Below are 15,457 nucleotides of genomic sequence, written 5' to 3'. Positions count from 1 at the left end.
GAGTCCTGACCCAGGACTACGGGGATGTGGTGGATGCCGCTTGCATGATGTAGGAAAGTACTCCCTTCGGAGAGCGTGAAGGTGAGTCGTCACTCTCCCCCGTGCCGCACGTATTGACGTATCCGGGCGAGCCAGTTCCGGGAGTGCTCGTCGTCTTTCAGCAGGATGTCGAAGTGGTTGGCTTCCACCATTCGGACCAGGGGCTCATCCCGGGCAACAAGCTCGGGAACATCCCATGGAAATGCGATGCTGGAATGGTGCTCTTCCACGTACAGGGGGTCCTCCGCCATGGCTTCGAGGTACCTTGAGAATAGGTCGAAGAAGCGGTCAATGCTGGAAGCGACGGGCAGGATGAGCGGCTGGTCGTGAGCGTCGATATAGACGACCGGCTGTACGCCCTGTGGGTCTGCCAACTCGGGGACAGTGCCGTAGTAATAGGCTAGGTTGGGCTCTTGCCCGAAAACGAGGGATGAATGGAATGCCTCCGCGTCGTTCTGGCGCATGCCTTCATTGATCTTGGCGAGGCCGTACTCGTGTGGACCGGGCCTGTAGAGCAGGAACTCTCCCAACATCGCGCCTCCCAGACGCGTATAGGCGGCAGCGAGCAGGGGATCGAAGGGGGAGCCTAGAAAGGGCTCTCCTGCGGCTGGCGCGGTTGGCTCCGGGGATGGTGTCTCCAGAGGAAAACCGTGTTTCCGGCACACTTCCACCAAGCGCTCCAGGCCGGGCAGTGCGGTTTTTGCTTGCATGGCTACTTTCCTCTGCCCATGCGGGTGAGCAGCACCGAGAGTGCTCAGGGCGTGCCGCGCTCGCCGCTGCTTGCATGGTTACGAAGCGCTCGCGAGGCATCATCGAAGACCTTGGCCAGGACTGGTTCCGTCGGGCGATGGGCTTCGATGATGTCGGCGTCTTCCGGCTGTCCCACGAACTTGAGCAGGCTCGCCGCTCGCAGGGAACAATTGAGAGCGGTCGCCGCGACGAGAGTCCGGGCCAGGTCGCGCAGTTCGGCGCGGGATTCGGACGGGAGGGCAGGGAGGACCCGTTCCTCATGGAGGAGCAGCAGGATGAGCAGGCGATCGCAGTAGTACGAGGCCTCTCCCTGTTGGCGAGCAGCGGCCCCGGACAGGGAATGGGCCACGGAGATGAACGAGGGAAGTGCGGAGACGAGGGACTCTGGCAATTCCTCTTCGAGCACGGTGAGGACGCCCGTCTTGTGAACCACTGGGATGGAGGGGTCGAGGGCCCATTGGCGAAGCTCTTCCGGAGACTTCTCCAGGAGCATCAACAGGCCGTGCAAGGGTCTGGATGCCGGTGGGCCGAGCCGCTCCAGGTTGTGCCGGACGGAAGGAATCAGGTCTGGATGACGCCTCCTCCAGAGCGCATGAGCCAGCTCGCTCACGTCTCCAGGATCCGGCTTGCGTGTCACCAGCCGCGCCAACCTCCGTACCAGGGTCGTCCGTGCTCCGGATTCCGTGATGTGTCCAAGCGCCTGGATGATGGCTTCCACGACGGATTCCCCGTCGGTATCTCCTCGCGCCTCCTCGATGGCGAGCTGCTGCTCCAGACGTCTGGCGCTGGCTGCTCCGCCAAGCACTCCCAGGCCGAATGCCGCGGCTTGACGTACGAGTGCATCCGGATGGGTCAGCATCTCTTCCAGCAGGGGCTTGGCTTTGCGTGCGCCCAGTTGTGTGACGAGGACGCCCGCCCGAGCCTCTTCCCCGAATCTGCATGCGTCCACCAACTCCTGCCGCCACTGCATGACGTCTGGTCTGGGCGTCATCTCGTGTCCTGGCCTGCTCAGGGGAAGTTCACGCCTCGCGGGACATACCGCCTGAGCAGGGTCCCGTCGAGCAGGTACAACTCGTGGATGGCCAGTGGGTCCGCACGAATCATGGACTCGAAGGCCGTCAGCTCCCGTTGCACATCCCGAGCGTTGGAGACGTAGTTGGTGTTGTGCCGTACGCCATCGGGCCGGACCGAGGTGACATCCGGCTTTCGGGAGCGGATACCCTGGACGGGCTCCGAATCGTAGACACGGTCCCCCTGAGCCGTCCGCTGCGCCTTGTTCTTCCGCAAACCGGTGTGTCCGGCGGCCTCACGTCTGGCCAGTTCCTCTTCGATGGCCTCGTTGTGGGGAGGGTTCTGCCGGGTGTGGGGCTTTCCATATCGGGTGGAGAGTCTGGCAACACTGCCCGAGCCATTCATCGTGGCGCAGAAAGCAAGCTCACCACAGAGGGAGGTGGCGGAGGTGCCCGTGGCCACCCCCGTGACGACAAGCGTCCCGTCGGCCACGACCTGCACCGTGGTGATGGACTCCATCGCCGGCCCGCCTGCTGGCGCATGACGAAGAGGGCTCAAGAGTGTCCACAGGCCTCCCTCGGGTATTTTGGGAAGAACCTGGGGCACTCCGAGACTGGCCACCACCACCAGCACCCGGAGGGCCGTGCCCCCGACAGATCTGCCAAAGCGCTCGGCCGCTGCTTCCAACTCCTGATGCGTGGTGGCGGCCTCGGCCTCCTGATGGAGGCGCAAGCACGCCAGGGCCAGGCGCCCCAACTCCACCAACCCCACCAGCAGGGCCAGCCGTACCGTGAGCGTGGCGACGAAGGCCTTGGAGAAGAAGGGCTCCGGTGCCAGCCAGGCGGCGAAGTACACCAGTATCGACAGCGAGACGCTGGTCAGGAAGGCCGGGGCATTGAAGAGTTCCTGGGCTGCCTCGCGGATGCCGTCACCCATGTACCGGGTGGAGAGTTTGAGGGCGAGGGAGAGCCGGCTCGATTCCAGGGACTCGGGCACCGGAAGGAGCGCGGGCCCATAAAGGGAGAAGAACTCCTCGCGCAGCCGCTGCTCCCATGCGGTCGCGGCTCCCTGGGTTGGGTTCGTGGCTCCCGGGAATTCCATCAGCCGCAGCCGAGGGGTGGAACGAGGCCGGATGGAGTCGAATGCCCCAAGCAGCGGGCGTATCTCCGTCACGGTCAGTGTCTCGAGGCTGGAATGAGGTGCCAGGACAGAGAAGGACAACCGCCAGGGGCCTCCTGGTGGCGTATGGATGAGCACGGGGAGGAGCTCCGCCCCGAGGGGTCCACCGGCCAGGGCCGTTGCCTGCTGGCGGACGTCCGCGGGCGGTTGCGAGTGCGGGGGGCTGACCGCCGGGGCTTGTACTGGCCGCTGCCCTTCATTGAGCGCCTGAACCCGCGGGGTGGCGCAAGCGGAGAGAAGGGCGAAGCCCAAGACCAGGGCCATACGCGGAAGCGAAGGGGCTGTGCTCATGTGCCGGGCAGCATGCCCAACCCCTGGCTGTGGGACCACCGGCGCTCTCCCGGCCCTGTCGTTTCCCCCCAGGGGGCGGACTGTCCAGGGGTCGCCCATTCCACACCTGCTCACGTGAGTCCGTGCGAAGGGCGCGAGTGTAGGTATGATGGGGGGCATGAGTGAGCAGTCCAAGGACGATGGCCAGCGGCGGGCGGATGAGCGGCGGGAATCTCCCCGGGTTCCCATGCGCATCCGCGTGCGGCGTGAGGGCTCGTCCCAGGCGTTCGACTCTCGCGAGGGCAACATCTCGCTCGGGGGCTTCGCCTGGTTCGGCACGTCCCTGTCGGTGGGCATGAACGTGGAGGCTCGCTTCACGCTGCCCGGCTCCACCGAGGAGCTCCAGGTCCGCGGCCAGGTCCTCCACGTGGCCCACGGCTCGCGCGGCTCCTCGGCGCACGTACGCTTCCTGGATCTGCCCATGGAGACCGAGATGCTCATCGCCCGCTACCTCGATGACCTCGAGCTGGCGGAGTCCAGAGGGGGAGGCGGTTCATGAGCGTGGACATTCCCTGGGAACAGCTGTTCGAGGCGGCGAAGAAGGTCCGGGAGCGTGCCCATGCCCCGTACTCGAAATTCCCGGTGGGCGCGGCGGTGCTCTACGCGGATGGCTCGGTGGTGACGGGCTGCAACGTGGAGAACTCCTCCTACGGACTCTCCGTGTGTGCCGAGCGCGGTGCGTTCGCGGCCGGAGTGGCCCAGGGCCGGAGCAAGCCGGTGGCGGTGGCCATCGTGGTGGACACGCCCACCCCCTGCCCTCCCTGCGGCATGTGCCGGCAGGTGATGCTGGAGTTCGCCCCCAAGGAGCTGCCCGTGCGCAGCCGCAACCTCGAGGGGGATGAGGCGCGTTACTCCCTCGGAGAGCTTCTCCCCCACGCCTTCACCAGCGATTTCCTCTAGAGTGCGGTCCGTGGATCTGCTCCTCACCAACGGCACCGTCGTGACCATGAACCGCGAGCGCGAGGTGCTCGCGGAGGCAGATGTCCTCATCCAGGATGGGCGCATCGCCCGGGTGGGACGCAACATCCGGACCCGGGGCGCCGGTCTGCGCGTGCTGGACGTCTCCGGCAAGGTGGTGCTGCCTGGCCTCATCCACGGCCACCTGCACGCCTGTCAGACGCTTTTCCGCAACCGGGCGGACGGGCTGGAGCTGCTGGACTGGCTGCGCGAGCGCATCTGGCCCTTCGAGGCCGCGCACGACGCGGACTCCATGCGCGCCTCGGCGGACCTGACCTTCGCGGAGCTCATCCGCTCGGGGGCCACGGCGGCGCTCGACATGGGCTCGGTGCGTCACTACGACGCCGTCTTCGAGTCCGCCCGCGACTGTGGCTTCCGGCTCACCGGCGGCAAGGCGATGATGGACGCGCCCGACGTGCCTGGCGGGCTGCACGAGTCCACCGAGGCCTCGCTGGCCGAGAGCCTCGCGCTGCTGGAGCGCTGGCATGGCACCCACGGGGACCGGCTGCGCTACGCCTTCGCGCCGCGCTTCGTCCTCTCGTGCACGGAGAAGCTGATGCGCGAGGTGGGGCGCCTGGCCCGGGAGAAGGGCGTGCGCATCCACACCCACGCCAGCGAGAACCGCTCGGAGGTCCAGGCGGTGCGCGACCTCACCGGCCGGGACAACGTGGCCTGGTTCCACGAGCTGGGTCTCACCGGCCCGCACGTGACGCTGGCCCACTGTGTCTGGCTGTCCGAGGCGGAGCAGAAGGTGCTGCGCGACACGCGCACGGTGGTGTGCCACTGCCCCGGCTCCAACCTCAAGCTGGCCTCGGGTTTCGCCCCGGTGCCCGAGCTGTTGGACGCGGGCGTGACCGTGTGCCTCGGTGCCGATGGCGCGCCCTGCAACAACAACCTGGACATGTTCATGGAGATGCGGCTGGCGGCGCTGCTGCACAAGCCGCGGGTGGGCCCCCGGAGCATGCCTCCCGAGCGCGTGCTGGAGATGGCCACGCTCGGCGGGGCCCGGGCCATTGGCATGGAGGCGGAGCTGGGCTCGCTCGAGGAGGGCAAGCGCGCGGACATCACCGTGGTGGACCTCTCCGGCCTCCACGCCACCCCGGCGGACCCCCGGGATGTGCTCTCCCCGCTCGTCTACGCCGCCCGCTCCACCGACGTGGTCCACGTCCTCATCGACGGCAAGCCCGTCCTCAAGGACCGCGCCCTCCTGACCCTGGACGCGGCCTCCGTGGCCTCGAACGCCCGTCAGCACTCCGCCCGCGTCACCGCCCGGGTCCGCTGAGCCACGAATCCGTCACGGGTAGGGCCTGCTCGCACTCCGAGCGAACCAGCGGGGCCCGGCGAGTGTTCTCTGGCAATGGGCACTGTTCGCCGAGCGTAGGCCCCAGGCATTCGTCATACGTGGAATACGGTGGGATGGTGTAAGGTCCCCACAAGACTCGAATTCGCAGGAGGTAGACCCCGGCCATGTGGAACCGGTTCACAAGGGCAATGCGCAGCTTCTTCGGCTTCTTCGTCTCCTCCATCGAGGACCCGGAGCTCATTCTCGAGCAGAACATCCGTGACCTGAACGATCAGGTCCCGAAGATGAACGAGTCCATCGCCATGGTGCGGGCGAACCTGACGCTCCTGGAGAAGGAGAACGTCAAGTACAAGAACGACATCCGCGACCTGACGGCGAAGGTGAAGGCGGCCATCCAGGCGGGGCGTGATGACCTGGCGGCGCAGTACGCCACCAAGCTGCAGACGGAGAAGGCGGCGCTGGAGCGCAACGAGCAGCAGCTCGAGACGGCGAAGCAGGCGTACGAGAAGTCGCTGAACCTGAAGAAGGCCTTCATGCGCGAGAAGGACCGCAAGACGCAGGAGGCGATGAACGCCATCCGCGACGCGCGGCGTGCGCAGTGGCAGTCCAAGGTGGCCGACGCCATGGAGTCCTTCCAGGTGGCCGGCATCGACGCCACGCACGACGAGATGGTGCGCAAGGTCAACGAGAAGGCCGCCGTCAACGAGGCGCGCATGCAGATGGCGCTCGAGTCGGTGGACCACCAGGCCGTGCAGATCGAGGAGGACGCCGAGCGTCTGCAGGCGATGGACCTGGTGAAGCAGATGAAGATGGAGATGGGTCTCCAGAGCCCCGCGCCGGTGTCCGAGGTGGGTGGTGGCACGGAGAAGACCATCGGCAAGAAGGTGGAGATCAAGTAGTCCCGTGGAACGGAGGAGGCCGAGCTGATGGCGTTGCGACGCGGACCCGGCCTCTATCCGTTCCTGGCGTTGTGTGTCCTGGGGGCGCTGTACCTGCTGGCCTCGCGGCTGGGGTACCTGGACCGCCTCCAGGCGCGTTTCTTCCCGGCGGCCAAGGAGGCGGTGCGCCTGTCTCCGGGAGACTTCCCCGCGGGGGTGGCGGCACCGGTGGCGGATCTGGCCTCGGTGCCCCTGAGGCCCACGCTCATCGGCTTCACCGCGCGAGGCTCGGCGGCGGCGCTGCTGCTGGCCACCGGTGGGGCCTCGTCACTGGACAACCCCGTGGCTCCGGCGGGCGCGGCGCAGGGCCTGCTGAAGACGGCCTACGCCATGGACGCGCGGGCCGTCGTCTTCCCCACGGACGAGGAGCTGCGGCAAGCGTTGGCGGTGGGCGCGGAGCACGGTGGGGTGGACATGGCGGCCATTTCCGTGGACCGGCTGGCGGCGTGGCTGCCGTCGCTGCGGGACGCGGCGCCGCGCACGGTGATGTTGCTGGGACGGAGCCGCGGTCAGGAGGCGTTGGCGGCGGTGGGGGTGCCGGACCTGGCCTCGCTGCGGGGCAAGCGGGTGGGGGTGTATACCTCGGGCTCCTCGTACTACTTCGCGTTGTGGGTGCTGTCGCGCGCGGGCCTGCGCATGACGGACGTGCGGTGGGTGGAGCTGCCCTCCACGCTGGACGCGGGCCGGGCCCTGCGCGAGGGCCGGGCGGACGCGGTGGCGGGGCTGTGGGGCGACGTGGAGCTGGCGGCGAGGGACCGGGGCGGCGCGGTGCTGGCCACCACGGCGGACGCGCCCCACCTGGTGGCCACGGTGCTGGTGGCCCGAGGGGATTACGCCGCGCGTTACCCGGACGCGGTCCGCCGTGTCATCCGCGGGCTGCTGGACGCGGGGGCCAGTGTGCAGAAGGACCCGGGGCCCGGGGCGCGGCTCTTGGGCGAGGTGGCCCCCTACCTGGGAGACCCCACCGAGGCCATCCGCAGTGCCCCTCCGGCCACGTTGGCGGACAATCGGGCCTTCTTCGGGCTTTCCGGCGAGGCGCCTGTCACCTATGACGAGCTCTTCCAGAGCGCCTCGGCGCTCTACCGGAAGATCAGGCGCACGGCGGCGGCCCCGCCAGCCGAGGACACTCGCGACCTCGGCGCGCTGAAATACGTGTCGGAGGCGCGAGGGCCCTGAGCCCTCTGTCCGCGAGGCGCCTCCCTGGCGAGGACTTCCGTGGCCCGCACTCCCAACTTCTTCAAGGCTGCCCTCCTGTTGCCCGCCAACCTGGTCGGGCTGTTGACCGCGGGGGCCTCGTCGGCGCTCACCGGCGAGCCATTGCCGATGCTGGTGGCGCTCGGAGTGGAGACGCTCTACCTGGGCGTGGTGCCCTTCTCGAAGCGCTTCCAGCGGGCGGTGCGCGCGAGTACGCCGGGGGCGCAGGATGACGAGGCCGCGCGGCAGCAGGTGGACTCGTTGCTGTCGGAGCTGGCCGCCTCGCAGCGCGAGCACTACCAGGTGCTGGTGGGGCTGAAGGAGAAGATCCTCGCCAACTACGCGAAGCTGCCCGGTGGGCGGGTGCTGGCGGCCAGCAGCGAGCAGCGGTTGGATGCGCTGCTGACCTCGTTCCTGCGGCTGATTTCCACGCTGAACCAGTACCGCACGTACCTGAACTCCTCGGAGCGGCTGTCGCTGGAGAAGGACGTGCGCGCGCTGGAGTCGGAGCTGGGGCAGGAGACGAATCCGCGGCTGAAGGACGTGAAGGAGAAGCGGCTGGAGCTCCTCAAGCGGCGGCTGGCGCGCTTCGAGCAGGCGGGGGAGAGCCGCGAGATGGTGAGTCACCAGTTGGCGAGCATCGAGGACCTGATGCGGTTGACGCACGAGCAGTCCATCGCCATCCGGGACCCCGAGGGCGTCAACCGGCAACTCGACGCGCTCAGCGCGGAGGCGCAGGCGACGGACGAGACGGTGCGCGATATGGAGCGCTTCCTCGACTTCAGCGAGGAGACCTCGGGGCCGCTGCCGCACGGGACGCGGGTGCGGTGAGGGATTCCAGACAGCGCGTGGCGTGAGCCGTTTCGTGTCTCGGGTGCTTCCTGTGTCATGCCACCGAGGGCCCATGGCCCACGGGAGGAGCATGATTCGGTCATTGCTGGTGCGTGCGTTCCTGCTAGGGACGATGGCGCTTCTGCTGGAGGCCTGCGCGACCGTCTCCGGTGGGAGCATCCCACCGTCCGCCTTCGAGTTCCACGACATCGTACCCGAGCAGGGGCCGGAGGCGGGTGGATGGAAGGTGGCTCAGGTGAACATCTTGTTATCCCGGATTTCTCGGCGCAGGCCGTTGCAGGCCTGGTGTGATGTCGAGGTCGGGGTACCCCGTATCACTGGCAAGCGACCCATCTCCACTGAGACCGCACAGCGGAGATCAGCGGAATCCGCCAATGGGGCCGCTCGCATGGTCTTGCTGGGGAACGAGACTGTATCCGCCATGGCCTGCAAGCAGTTCAGGGATGAGATGAGGCTTCTGCTGAGAGAACACATCGGTGGGGTCAGGGTGACGAAGTTCATGACCCCAGGCCTCGAGCCGAAATCCTTCCCTGATGATTGAGGTTCAAGACAGCTATGGATGAGCGCTTCTCTGCGGACGCACTCGTTGAACTCGTGCACCACTATTATCCATCGGGCATTCATGGGGACGATCCGCGACACAGGGAGAGTGAGGAGTACAAGCGGTTGACCGCTGCGCGGCTTGCTGCGCAGAAGGAGGACGCGGGCTGGAAGACCTTTCGGCAGCGCGTTCGTGAGCAGCTTCCTGAATGCAAGCAGTGGGAGCTGCCTGGTCTTCTCTACGACCCGAGCCGCCGTGTTCGTATCTACCTGCCGGATTCCCAGGTTCCCGCGGGGGAGCGGAAAGCCGTTGTGGTGCTCACGAGTATCCTGGCCCCGATACACATCCTGCATGCTTCTCGGGAATTGGATTTGGACGAGGAGCGGTCGAGCTACCAGAGTTGGTTTCCTCCTCTTCCGCCCGAGTACCTGCCGTATGAAGCCAGGCTGGATGCGCTCGTTCGCGAGTCGTTCGGGACCGTCCGGTTGTCCAACGACGTTCTCTTCACCCCTGTGCCGGACCTCCAGGTCGGCAACACGGGCTTCGAAGAGGTGAAACTCCTCCACTGCCTCTTCACTGACGACATCTGGTGAGGGTGCTCGCGGCTTGAGTGGCGCGGCACCCTCACCTCATGCGCTCAGTAGACGGTGCTCTGCCAGGGGAAGAGGTACGTCAGTGGGACGTTGAGCCGTGCCGCCCACGAGGACTCGTTGTGCCCCGCGCCCTGGGCCACGTAGTAGTACAGGTCGTTGCCCTGCACGTACCCGTCCGCCACCAGCGCGTCCCGCATCCGCGTCGTCTCGGTCAGCCCGTCGCTGCTCGTCCCCGCGTCGATGTAGAACTTCACCGCCACCTTCGCGGTCTCGGTCTCCACCTGCTTCGTCAGCGCCTGGTTGTTCCACCAGAACGAGCTCGACAGCGCCGCCAGCTTCCCGAAGACGGCCGGGTTGCGCCGCCCCATGTAGAACGACACCAGCCCGCCCAAGGACGAGCCGATCAGCGCCGTGTTCGCCTTCGTCGACAGGGTCCGGTAGTTCTGGTCGATGAACGGCTTCACCGTGTCGAGGAGGAACCGCTCGTGCTTGTTCGCGCCCCCGCCGCCGTACTGGGGATCGCAGCAGGGCGTGTACTCGTAGATACGGTTGGCGTCGCCGTGGTCGATGCCCACGATGATGACCTCGTCCATCGAGCCGTTGCCGATGAGCGAGTTGGCCGTCTCGTCCATGCGCCACTCGACGCCGTAGGTGGCCCGGGTGGCGCTGAAGAGGTTCTGCCCATCATGCGCGTACAGCACCGGATAGCGCTTGAGCGGGTTCGCCGAGTAGCTCGGGGGCAGGTAGATGGTGAGTGTCCGCGAGTTGCCGAACTGTGGTGAGTAGAAGTTGGAGACGGTCTGCAACTGACCCGAGGCCGGGCCGAAGAACGGGTAGATGTCCACCGTGGCGCCGGCCTTGATGCGGTAGTTGGCGCCGGTGGACCAGGTCACGTCGTTGATGAGGGGCTTCACCTCCACGTCGCCCACGGTGTTGGACCAGGACAGCGTCCAGGCGTTGCCCGTGGTCCACGTGGCGTTCGTGCCCGTGGTCCACGACAGGGGCGCCTTGCTGCCCCGGAGGGTGATGCGGTTGCCGTAGCCGACGTCGTAGAAGACCCGGACGGTGGTGGCCTCGGCCGCCGTGCTCATGGCCAGCAGCAACATCGCCGCCAGCGTGCCTGCCTTGCGCCTGAGGGAATCGGACATGGGAGTGCTCGCCTGTTCGTGGGGATCGCCGCCTCCTGGACTCGCCGGGGCGCGGGTTGATCACCCACTCTCCCAGTGCGCTTCAGGGTAGGGCAAGGTCTCCCCCCGGACGGCCGTGGCAAAGCTTCCGCAGGAAGAATTTGACTCCGGGCCCGGGGCCGTCTGCACTCCCGTTCCTATGCTCCGCCGCGCCTCGCCCTGGCTCCTGCTCGTCCTGCTCGTGTTCGCCGGTTGCTCCCGTTGCGGCGACAAGCAGGGCACTCAGGGCGTGAAGACGAACAACCCCGCCCGCTTCCTCCCCCGAGGCGCCCAGGCCGCCCTCGTCGTCCCCGATCTCGGCACCTTCGGCGAGCGGCTCGCCCGCTTCCAGAAGCTCAAGCTGGCCAACTTCGTCGCCCAGCTCCAGAACGCCTCGTCCGCCGAGGCCTACGTCTCCGCCATCATGCGTCAGGTGGGCGTGGACCTGCGCAGCCGCGCGGCCATGGAGGCCGCCGGAATCGCCCCGGGCCGGGGCGCGGGCGCGGCCCTGCTCGGTGGCAACCAGGCCTTCTCCGTGCTCGGCGTGAAGGACGAGAAGACCCTCCGGGAGACCTTCTCCAAGCTCGCCCGGGACCGGCTCGGTGCCTCTCAGACCGCCGAGCAGAAGGTCGCCGGCGGCACGCTCGTCACCTTCACCCGGCCCGGTTCGCAGCAGCCCGCGCTGGGGCTCCTCTTCACCGGCGACTACGCCCTGCTGGGCGCGGGCGCCATGGTGTCCCAGCTCTCCGGCTACGCCACGCTGCCCGTGGAGAAGTCGCTCGTCGAGGAGCCGCTCCTCAATGCCTCCCTCGAGCGGCTGCCCGCGGAGCGCGACTTCTACGCCTTCCTCCCGGGCGGCACGGGCTTCCTCATTCCGCCCGGCACTACCCAGGCCGTCACGCTGGCGGGCTCGCTGGGCGAGCGCGCGGTGACGCTGCGCCTGGACACGCCGTGGCCGGACACGCAGGCCTCGCTCGCCGCGCTCGTGCCGCAGCAGGCCACGGACCTGAGCGGCTACCTCCCGGAGGACAGCTTCCTCGTGGCCCGCTACCGGGGAGACCCCGCGCAGCTCGGCGGCGTCTGGCCCTACCTCGTCGGCCCCTACGTCACCCGCGCGGTGCAGGAGAGTGGCTTCGACCTGAAGGGCGAGGTGCTGGACAAGCTGAAGCCCGGCCTCGTCGCGGGCGTGTCCCTGGCTCCCACCGCGCAGCTCGGGGCGGGCGTGCCGTCGTTGGACCTGCGGCGCACCAATCCCTTCCGCTTCGTGCACATGGTGGTGGTGGGGGAGGGGAAGGACCCGGCGGCCCTCGCCTCCACGTTGGAGAAGGTGCCGCCCATCGCCCAGCGCTTTGGCGCCGAGGTGAAGCCCACGGACGTGGGTGGCCAGCGCGTCTACCTCACTTCGTACCGGCAGGGAGAGGGTGCGCACTTCGCCTCGGTGGGCGACAAGGTGGTGCTCGCCGCGCCGCAGTCGCGTCTCGAGACGGCGCTCACCCGGCTCAAGGGCCCCGCGGCGACCAGCCCCGTGGCCGAGGACCTGCGCCCGGCGCTCCAGGAGCCGGTGCTGGGGGCGGTGTTGGACCTGCGGCGCCTCGCCGAGGCGGTGAAGGCGCTTCCCTCCGAGGCCTGGGGCATTGGCGGCTTCGCCATCAAGGCGACCACGGTGCGCTGGCTGGACGCCACGGATGACCTCCGCGCGGTCACGCTGGGCCTCTCCGAGAAGGAGAAGGCCCTGCAGGCCGAGCTCACCCTCTGGTTGGCACCCCATTGATACGCGCACGCGACATCGTCAAACAGTACCGGGACGGGGACGGCACCGAGGTGCGCGTCCTGGATGGGCTCTCGCTCGACGTGGCGGACGGTGATTTCGTCGCCGTGGTGGGCCCGTCCGGCAGTGGCAAGTCCACGCTGCTGCACCTGCTGGGCGGCCTGGACGTGCACTACCAGGGCGACGTGGAGGTGGCCGGCGTCAAGCTGTCCGGCCTGAAGGACAAGGAGCTCGCGCGCTTCCGCAACCAGCACGTGGGCTTCGTCTTCCAGTCCTTCCACCTCATCCCCAACCTGTCCGCGGTGGAGAACGTGCTGATGCCCTCGCACTTCGGCGCCGCGTCCCCCGAGGCCCGCAAGCGCGCCGAGTCCCTGCTCGACCGGGTGGGCCTGCTGGCCAAGAAGGACCGTGCCCCGGTGCGGCTCTCCGGCGGCGAGCGGCAGCGCGTGGCCATCGCCCGGGCCCTCTTCACCGGTCCCCGGCTGCTCCTGTGTGACGAGCCCACCGGCAACCTCGATGCCGCCACGGGCGCAGGGGTCATCACGCTCTTCGAGGAGCTGAACCGCGAGGGCATCACCCTGCTCGCCGTCACCCACGAGGACCGCATGAGCTCGGCGGCCCGGCGGGTGCTGCGCCTCAAGGAGGGCCGGCTCGTCGAGGAGACCCGGCCCGCGCTGGCGGGAGGTGTGTCATGAGGCTGGCGGCGCTGTCCCAACTGGTGCGGCTGAGCCTCGCGCGCGAGCGGCGGGGCGCGTTCTTCTCCGCCTTCGGCGTGGCCATGGGCGTGGGGGCGCTCGTCTTCTTCGTGGGCCTGGGCCTCGGCGTGGGCCGCGTCATCCGCGAGCGCATCTTCCCCAACGACGCGCGGCTGGTGGACGTGGTGCCTCCCGCGGTGTCGCTCGGCTCGTTCCTCGGGGGCGGCAAGCTGGACACCCCCATGGTGGAGCGGCTCCAGGCGCTGCCCGGTGTGGAGACGCTCTACCGGAAGATGAGCGTGCGCGCCCCCGCGGCGAGCCTCTACAACGGCGACTTCTTCGGCCGGAAGATGCGCATGGGCATGGACGTCCTCGCGGTGGGCGTGGAGCCCGGCCTCGTCGAGGGGGACGTCCAGCTCGGCAAGTTCGTGGACCCGGGGCCGGGCCAGCCGCTGCCGGGCCTCATCTCCACGCGGCTGTTGGAGATCTACAACAACACCTTCGCCCCGGCCCGCAAGCTGCCCACACTCACCCCGAGCCTGCTCGTGGGCTTCACCCTCCCGGTGGACTTCAACCGCTCCTATGTGACCGCCCCGCTGCCCAACGTCGCCGTCATCTCGTCCCAGGTGCAGGTGGTGGGCGCGTCCGATCGGGCGCTGCTCGCGGGTGTCACCATTCCCCTGGACGCCGCCATCCGCCTCAACCGCGAGATGGGTCAGGACGCGGAGACGTACTCGGGCATCACCCTGGTGGCCACCAGCCCCGGCGCGGTGCCGGGCATCATGGCGGCGGTGCGGGAGATGGGCCTGGAGATCGACGACCAGGAGCGGCGGCTCGCGGAGAACGTGGGCGCGGCCGTCACGCTCACCACGTCCGCGCTGGCGCTGCTGTCCATCCTCATCTGCGTGCTCGCGGCGGTGAACATCGCCCATGCGCTGAGTGCCTCGGTGCGCGCGCGGGCCAAGGAGATCGGCGTCATGCAGGCGGTGGGCGCCTCGCGCTCGGACGTGCGCAACATCGTCCTGGCCGAGGCCGGCGTGGTGGGCGTGGCGGGTGGCTTCCTGGGCACCATCTCCGCGCTCCTGCTGGCGCTGCTCATCGACCGGCTCGCCGTCTCCTACCTGCCGCAGTTCCCCTTCAAGCCCGAGAGCTTCTTCTCCTTCCCCTGGCCCGTGGTGGTGGGAGGCGTGCTGCTCGGACTGCTGGCCGCGGTGGCCGGCGCCTGGTTCCCCAGCCATCGGGCCGCCGCCACGGACCCCGCCCGCACGCTCGCCGGATGAATCGGCCCTCCCTCAAGACGCTCCTCGGCAACGCCGCCAGCCTGGGGGCCCTCGCGTGGCTCTACGGGGGCGACCTGCTGGATGCTCTGCGGGCCCGGAGCGCCGAGGTGTCCGCCTTCCTGGAGCCTCCCCTGGTGGTGTGGCCCGCCGGGGTGCTGGCCGCGACCGTGGGCGTGCTGGGCGTCGTCCTGTGGGGACTGGTGCGCGGCAGGGGCGAGGATTTCAAGGGGTACCGGCTGTTGCCCATCCTCCTGCTGTGCGCCCTCTTCGTGGACCTGATACGCGTCGAGAACGAGGTGCCCAGGCGCTCCGAGGACCTGGCGGCCATGGTGCTCCGCTACATCGAGACGAAGGCCGAGGCGCTGTCCGATGGGCGCACCGTCCCGTCGGATCCGGCGGTCCTCCAGCCGCTGCTGGCGGAGTTGGATCCGCCCCCGTACCTCGTCCGGGGACAGCGCGCGGCGGCCTGGTCGCTCCAGGTGCGCCCGGGGTGTGAGGGGCCCGTCCGGGAGGCGCCGGGCCTCGCGGTGGGAACGCTCATCTACTGCGTGGCCCCGGATCGGAAGACGGCCTGGGTCTCCCTGGTCGCCCTGCCAGCGGGCGAGCGTTTCGGGCTGCCCGCGGTGCTGTCCGTGGATGGCCAGCCACACGTGGCGGTCGTGCAACCCACACCCCCCGAGGAGGAAGAGGGAGCGCCGCTCGAGCTCCCGCTGGCTTCTTCCCCCGAGGAATCCGCTGTGGACCCCGAGGCAACGGATGCCGGCGCCCTGGCACCTGCCCCCACGCCCTGAGGGTGACTTGTGACGTTCTGGGGGTGGGGGACGGCGCGCGGTTGACCCTATGGAGGGGCGGTCGATAGGC

The 15,457-nt window shown here is 68.6% G+C and carries 16 protein-coding genes; 12 read left to right on the top strand and 4 right to left on the bottom strand.

The window, feature by feature from the left end; all coding sequences use genetic code 11:
• Positions 1–89 precede the first annotated feature (89 nt).
• The 3 genes from Q664_RS08280 to Q664_RS08270 are packed head-to-tail and all read right to left on the bottom strand — an operon-like array spanning position 90 to position 3,021.
• Positions 90–749, bottom strand: a complete 660-nt coding sequence (locus Q664_RS08280) for a hypothetical protein (RefSeq protein ID WP_152621988.1) — start codon at positions 747–749, stop codon at positions 90–92.
• 44 nt (positions 750–793) lie between these two features.
• Positions 794–1,780 (bottom strand): HEAT repeat domain-containing protein, encoded by a 987-nt coding sequence (locus tag Q664_RS08275; RefSeq protein ID WP_084609619.1) that lies wholly within the window; start codon positions 1,778–1,780, stop codon positions 794–796.
• Between the two features lie 17 nt (positions 1,781–1,797).
• Positions 1,798–3,021 (bottom strand): hypothetical protein, encoded by a 1,224-nt coding sequence (locus Q664_RS08270; RefSeq protein ID WP_043391851.1) that lies wholly within the window; start codon positions 3,019–3,021, stop codon positions 1,798–1,800.
• A gap of 406 nt (positions 3,022–3,427) precedes the next feature.
• Between Q664_RS08270 and Q664_RS08265 the strand changes: the two genes are divergently transcribed.
• From Q664_RS08265 to Q664_RS08230, 8 genes are all read left to right on the top strand, one after another.
• Positions 3,428–3,808: a PilZ domain-containing protein gene (locus tag Q664_RS08265; RefSeq protein ID WP_052517835.1), complete on the top strand. Its 381-nt coding sequence runs from the start codon at positions 3,428–3,430 to the stop codon at positions 3,806–3,808.
• A complete protein-coding gene (locus Q664_RS08260) occupies positions 3,805–4,209 on the top strand; it encodes a cytidine deaminase (protein WP_043391848.1) in 405 nt (134 codons plus the stop codon). The genes Q664_RS08265 and Q664_RS08260 overlap by 4 nt, the downstream gene beginning before the upstream one ends.
• Before the next feature lie 10 nt (positions 4,210–4,219).
• The gene (locus Q664_RS08255; protein WP_043391845.1) at positions 4,220–5,548 is read left to right on the top strand and encodes a 5'-deoxyadenosine deaminase; all 1,329 of its coding nucleotides are present in this window, start codon (positions 4,220–4,222) and stop codon (positions 5,546–5,548) included.
• Between the two features lie 185 nt (positions 5,549–5,733).
• Positions 5,734–6,468: a PspA/IM30 family protein gene (locus Q664_RS08250; RefSeq protein WP_043391843.1), complete on the top strand. Its 735-nt coding sequence runs from the start codon at positions 5,734–5,736 to the stop codon at positions 6,466–6,468.
• A 27-nt stretch (positions 6,469–6,495) separates the two neighbouring features.
• Positions 6,496–7,683 carry an ABC transporter substrate-binding protein gene (locus Q664_RS08245; protein WP_043391841.1) on the top strand — a complete coding sequence of 396 codons (1,188 nt, stop codon included), beginning with the start codon at positions 6,496–6,498 and terminating at the stop codon, positions 7,681–7,683.
• Positions 7,684–7,722: 39 nt separating this feature from the next.
• Positions 7,723–8,532, top strand: a complete 810-nt coding sequence (locus Q664_RS08240) for a magnesium transporter CorA family protein (RefSeq protein ID WP_043391839.1) — start codon at positions 7,723–7,725, stop codon at positions 8,530–8,532.
• A gap of 91 nt (positions 8,533–8,623) precedes the next feature.
• Complete coding sequence (locus tag Q664_RS08235; RefSeq protein ID WP_152621987.1) at positions 8,624–9,094, top strand: hypothetical protein; 471 nt, start codon at positions 8,624–8,626, stop codon at positions 9,092–9,094.
• Between the two features lie 14 nt (positions 9,095–9,108).
• Positions 9,109–9,687 carry a hypothetical protein gene (locus tag Q664_RS08230; RefSeq protein ID WP_043391834.1) on the top strand — a complete coding sequence of 193 codons (579 nt, stop codon included), beginning with the start codon at positions 9,109–9,111 and terminating at the stop codon, positions 9,685–9,687.
• A 44-nt stretch (positions 9,688–9,731) separates the two neighbouring features.
• Here Q664_RS08230 and Q664_RS08225 read toward each other — a convergent pair whose 3' ends face one another.
• The gene (locus tag Q664_RS08225) at positions 9,732–10,835 is read right to left on the bottom strand and encodes an alpha/beta hydrolase (protein WP_052517832.1); all 1,104 of its coding nucleotides are present in this window, start codon (positions 10,833–10,835) and stop codon (positions 9,732–9,734) included.
• Positions 10,836–11,013: 178 nt separating this feature from the next.
• Here Q664_RS08225 and Q664_RS08220 point away from each other — a divergent pair, with 178 nt between their 5' ends.
• Genes Q664_RS08220 through Q664_RS08205 form a run of 4 tightly spaced genes read left to right on the top strand, consistent with a single transcriptional unit; the run spans position 11,014 to position 15,387 of the window.
• A complete protein-coding gene (locus tag Q664_RS08220) occupies positions 11,014–12,624 on the top strand; it encodes a hypothetical protein (protein WP_043391831.1) in 1,611 nt (536 codons plus the stop codon).
• Positions 12,621–13,316: an ABC transporter ATP-binding protein gene (locus Q664_RS08215; protein WP_043391829.1), complete on the top strand. Its 696-nt coding sequence runs from the start codon at positions 12,621–12,623 to the stop codon at positions 13,314–13,316. Before Q664_RS08220 ends, Q664_RS08215 begins: the two co-directional genes overlap by 4 nt.
• Positions 13,313–14,596, top strand: coding sequence for an ABC transporter permease (locus Q664_RS08210; protein WP_043391826.1), 1,284 nt, complete (start codon positions 13,313–13,315; stop codon positions 14,594–14,596). The genes Q664_RS08215 and Q664_RS08210 overlap by 4 nt, the downstream gene beginning before the upstream one ends.
• Entirely contained in the window at positions 14,593–15,387 is a 795-nt protein-coding gene (locus Q664_RS08205) for a hypothetical protein (protein WP_043391825.1), read from the top strand. Before Q664_RS08210 ends, Q664_RS08205 begins: the two co-directional genes overlap by 4 nt.
• Positions 15,388–15,457 lie beyond the last annotated feature (70 nt).

Origin of the sequence: Archangium violaceum Cb vi76 (assembly GCF_000733295.1) — a bacterium.
Lineage (GTDB): Bacteria > Myxococcota > Myxococcia > Myxococcales > Myxococcaceae > Archangium > Archangium violaceum.
The sequence above is the reverse complement of the archived record's forward strand: the minus strand, read 5'-3'. Positions and strand labels throughout refer to the sequence as shown.

Excerpts from the sequence above, each read along its gene's own strand:
- Q664_RS08250 (WP_043391843.1), top strand. The coding sequence starts at position 5,734 with ATGTGGAACCGGTTCACAAGGGCAATGCGCAGCTTCTTCGGCTTCTTC.
- Q664_RS08220 (WP_043391831.1), top strand. The coding sequence starts at position 11,014 with ATGCTCCGCCGCGCCTCGCCCTGGCTCCTGCTCGTCCTGCTCGTGTTC.
- Q664_RS08265 (WP_052517835.1), top strand. The coding sequence starts at position 3,428 with ATGAGTGAGCAGTCCAAGGACGATGGCCAGCGGCGGGCGGATGAGCGG.
- Q664_RS08280 (WP_152621988.1), bottom strand. The coding sequence starts at position 749 with ATGCAAGCAAAAACCGCACTGCCCGGCCTGGAGCGCTTGGTGGAAGTG.
- Q664_RS08235 (WP_152621987.1), top strand. The coding sequence starts at position 8,624 with ATGATTCGGTCATTGCTGGTGCGTGCGTTCCTGCTAGGGACGATGGCG.
- Q664_RS08205 (WP_043391825.1), top strand. The coding sequence starts at position 14,593 with ATGAATCGGCCCTCCCTCAAGACGCTCCTCGGCAACGCCGCCAGCCTG.
- Q664_RS08225 (WP_052517832.1), bottom strand. The coding sequence starts at position 10,835 with ATGTCCGATTCCCTCAGGCGCAAGGCAGGCACGCTGGCGGCGATGTTG.
- Q664_RS08275 (WP_084609619.1), bottom strand. The coding sequence starts at position 1,780 with ATGACGCCCAGACCAGACGTCATGCAGTGGCGGCAGGAGTTGGTGGAC.
- Q664_RS08230 (WP_043391834.1), top strand. The coding sequence starts at position 9,109 with ATGGATGAGCGCTTCTCTGCGGACGCACTCGTTGAACTCGTGCACCAC.
- Q664_RS08245 (WP_043391841.1), top strand. The coding sequence starts at position 6,496 with ATGGCGTTGCGACGCGGACCCGGCCTCTATCCGTTCCTGGCGTTGTGT.
- Q664_RS08260 (WP_043391848.1), top strand. The coding sequence starts at position 3,805 with ATGAGCGTGGACATTCCCTGGGAACAGCTGTTCGAGGCGGCGAAGAAG.
- Q664_RS08210 (WP_043391826.1), top strand. The coding sequence starts at position 13,313 with ATGAGGCTGGCGGCGCTGTCCCAACTGGTGCGGCTGAGCCTCGCGCGC.